At 64.4% G+C, this 2,747-nt stretch carries 1 protein-coding gene; it reads right to left on the bottom strand.

What is annotated here, in order from left to right:
* Positions 1-159: 159 nt before the first annotated feature.
* Complete coding sequence (gene topA, locus ABWP09_RS12460; RefSeq protein ID WP_353205456.1) at positions 160-2,739, bottom strand: type I DNA topoisomerase; 2,580 nt, start codon at positions 2,737-2,739, stop codon at positions 160-162.
* Between the last annotated feature and the right edge of the window lie 8 nt (positions 2,740-2,747).

The raw sequence follows: 2,747 nt of genomic DNA on the forward strand, positions 1-2,747 counted from the left end.
CTAGAACTGGCGCAACCCTAACGCCGTTCGGCCCCGGACCTGATCCGGGGTCGTCGAAGCCCCGCATGCCACAAGCAGCGACGGACTTTTGGCACGCAGCCCTTCGACAAGCTCAGGGCGAACGGCATAAAAAGCACGCCGGATCAAGCGCATCACCCCCTAGGCCGACACGACTTTCTTCGCCGGTGCCTTTTTCGGTGCCGCCTTTTTCAGCGCAGGCTTCTTCACCGCCGCCTTTTTCGCCGGCGCCTTCTTCGCCGCCGCTTTCTTCTTGCCCTTCGCAGGCGGTGCCGCCGCCGCGCGCGCATCGATCAGTTGCGCGGCTTCCTCAAGCGTCAGCGCATCCTTCTCGATCGACTTGGGCAGCGTCGCATTGGTCGTCCCGTCGGTGACATAGGCGCCGTAGCGCCCCTCCATCAGCTTGATCTCGGCTTCGCTGCGCGGATGCAGCCCCAGAACCTTGAGCGGCGCCTGCGCGCCGCGCTGCGGCCGCCCGCCGCCCGCCGCCGCTTCGGCGAGCTTGACCACCGCCGTGTTCATCCCCGTTTCGAACACGTCGGCGGTCGAGGTGAGGCGCGCATATTTACCGGCATGCTTCAGATACGGGCCATAGCGACCGATCGCCGCGGTGATCGGCTCGCCGGTTTCGGGGTGCGTGCCGATCGTGCGCGGCAAGCTCAGCAGTTTCAACGCCCATTCGAGATCGAGCTCGCCAATGTCCTTCGGGATCGACGCCATCTTGCGCGTCTCGCCCTCGCCGATCTGGATATATGGCCCGAACCGTCCCGATTTGCGCTCAACCGGAAGGCCGGTGTCGGGATCGTTGCCCAGCGTCTCCGGCCCCGTATCGGTGCCTTCCTCGTCTCCACCCGGCTGCCCGAAGCGGCGCGTATATTTGCACTCGGGATAGTTGGAGCAAGCGACGAACGCGCCGAACTTGCCGCCACGCAGCGCAAGCTGCCCCGCGCCGCACTTCGGGCACAGCCGTGGATCGCCGCCATCGGCCATGGGCGGAAAGAGGTACGGCGCGAGGAATTTATCGAGCTCGGCCGTAACTTCGGATGGCTTTTGTTCCATGACCTCTGTGGTGCGCGGCTTGAAATCCTTCCAGAACGCTTCCAGCACCGCCTGCCATTCGGCCCGCCCGCCCGAGACTTCGTCGAGCTCGTCCTCGAGGCCCGATGTGAAGTCGTAGCTCACATATTTCTCGAAAAAACGTTCGAGGAACGCCGTCACCAGCCGTCCCGATTCCTCGGCGAAGAAGCGGTTCTTCTCGACGCGGACGTATTCGCGGTCCTTCAAGGTCTTGATGATCGAGGCATAGGTCGACGGCCGCCCGATGCCGAGTTCTTCCAAACGCTTGACCAGCGACGCTTCCGAAAAGCGCGGCGGCGGCTGGGTGAAATGCTGCTCGGCGGTAACGCCCTTCTTGGCGGGCGCATCGCCCTCGCGCAGCCGTGGCAGGCGCTTGGCGTCCTCGTCCTGCGTGTCGTCGCTACCCTCTTCGTAGAGCGCGAGGTAACCGGGGAACAGCATCACTTGCCCGGTCGCGCGCAGACCGGTCTGGCCCGATCCGTCGAGCATCTCGACGGTGGTGCGCTCCATCCGCGCGCTCGCCATCTGGCTCGCCAAAGCGCGCTTCCAGATCAAATCGTACAACCGCGCATGGTCGCCGCCGCCGGCCTTATCCTTGCCGAAATCGGTCGGGCGGATCGCCTCATGCGCTTCCTGCGCATTCTTGGCCTTGGTCTGATAGACGCGCGGCTTGTCGGGGACGTAGCTCGCATCATAGCGATTGGCGACGGCAAGCCGCGCGGCCGAAATCGCGCTCGAATCCATCTGCACGCCGTCGGTGCGCATGTAGGTGATCGCGCCGTCCTCGTAGAGGCCTTGGGCGATCCGCATCGTGTGATCGGCCGAAAAGCCGAGTTTGCGCGACGCCTCTTGCTGCAAGGTCGAGGTCGTGAAAGGCGGCGGCGGGTTGCGCGTCGCAGGCTTCACCTCGACCGACTGGACGGTGAACAACCCCGCCTCGACCGCGGCCTTGGCACGCATCGCGCTACCTTCTTCGCCGATCGACAAGCGATCGAGCTTCTTGCCCTCGAAGGTGACAAGGCGCGCCTGGAACGGCGTGCCATCCTGCTCCATATCGGCGATGACCGACCAATATTCCTGCGCGCGAAACGCTTCGATCTCGCGCTCACGGCTGACGATGATCCGCAAAGCGACCGATTGCACGCGCCCCGCCGATTTCGCGCCGGGCAGCTTGCGCCACAGCACCGGCGAGAGCGTGAAGCCGACGAGATAATCGAGCGCGCGGCGCGCGCGATAGGCGTCGATCAGGTCGGTATCGAGCTCACGCGGATGCTTCATCGCCTCGGTCACCGTTGCCTTGGTGATTGCGTTGAAGGTCACGCGCTGAACGTCCTTGGGCAGCGCCTTGCGGTTGCGCAGCACTTCCTGAACGTGCCAGCTGATCGCCTCGCCCTCGCGATCGGGATCGGTCGCGAGGATCAGGCGGTCGGCTTGCTTGGCGAGATCGGTGATCGCCTTGAGCTGCTTGGCCTTGTCGGCGTAATTCTCCCATTCCATCGCGAAGCCATGGTCGGGATCGACCGACCCGTCCTTGGGCGGCAAATCGCGGACATGGCCGTAGGAGGCGAGGACGCGGTAATCGCTGCCGAGATATTTCTCGATGGTTTTCGCCTTGGCGGGCGATTCGACGATGACAAGCTGCATGGGGAGAA

Origin of the sequence: Sphingomonas sp., from assembly GCF_040398505.1 — a bacterium.
Classification (GTDB): Bacteria; Pseudomonadota; Alphaproteobacteria; order Sphingomonadales; family Sphingomonadaceae; genus Sphingomonas.

Bases quoted from the DNA above. Each gene is read 5' to 3' on its own strand.
- topA (WP_353205456.1), bottom strand. From the start codon at position 2,739: ATGCAGCTTGTCATCGTCGAATCGCCCGCCAAGGCGAAAACCATCGAG.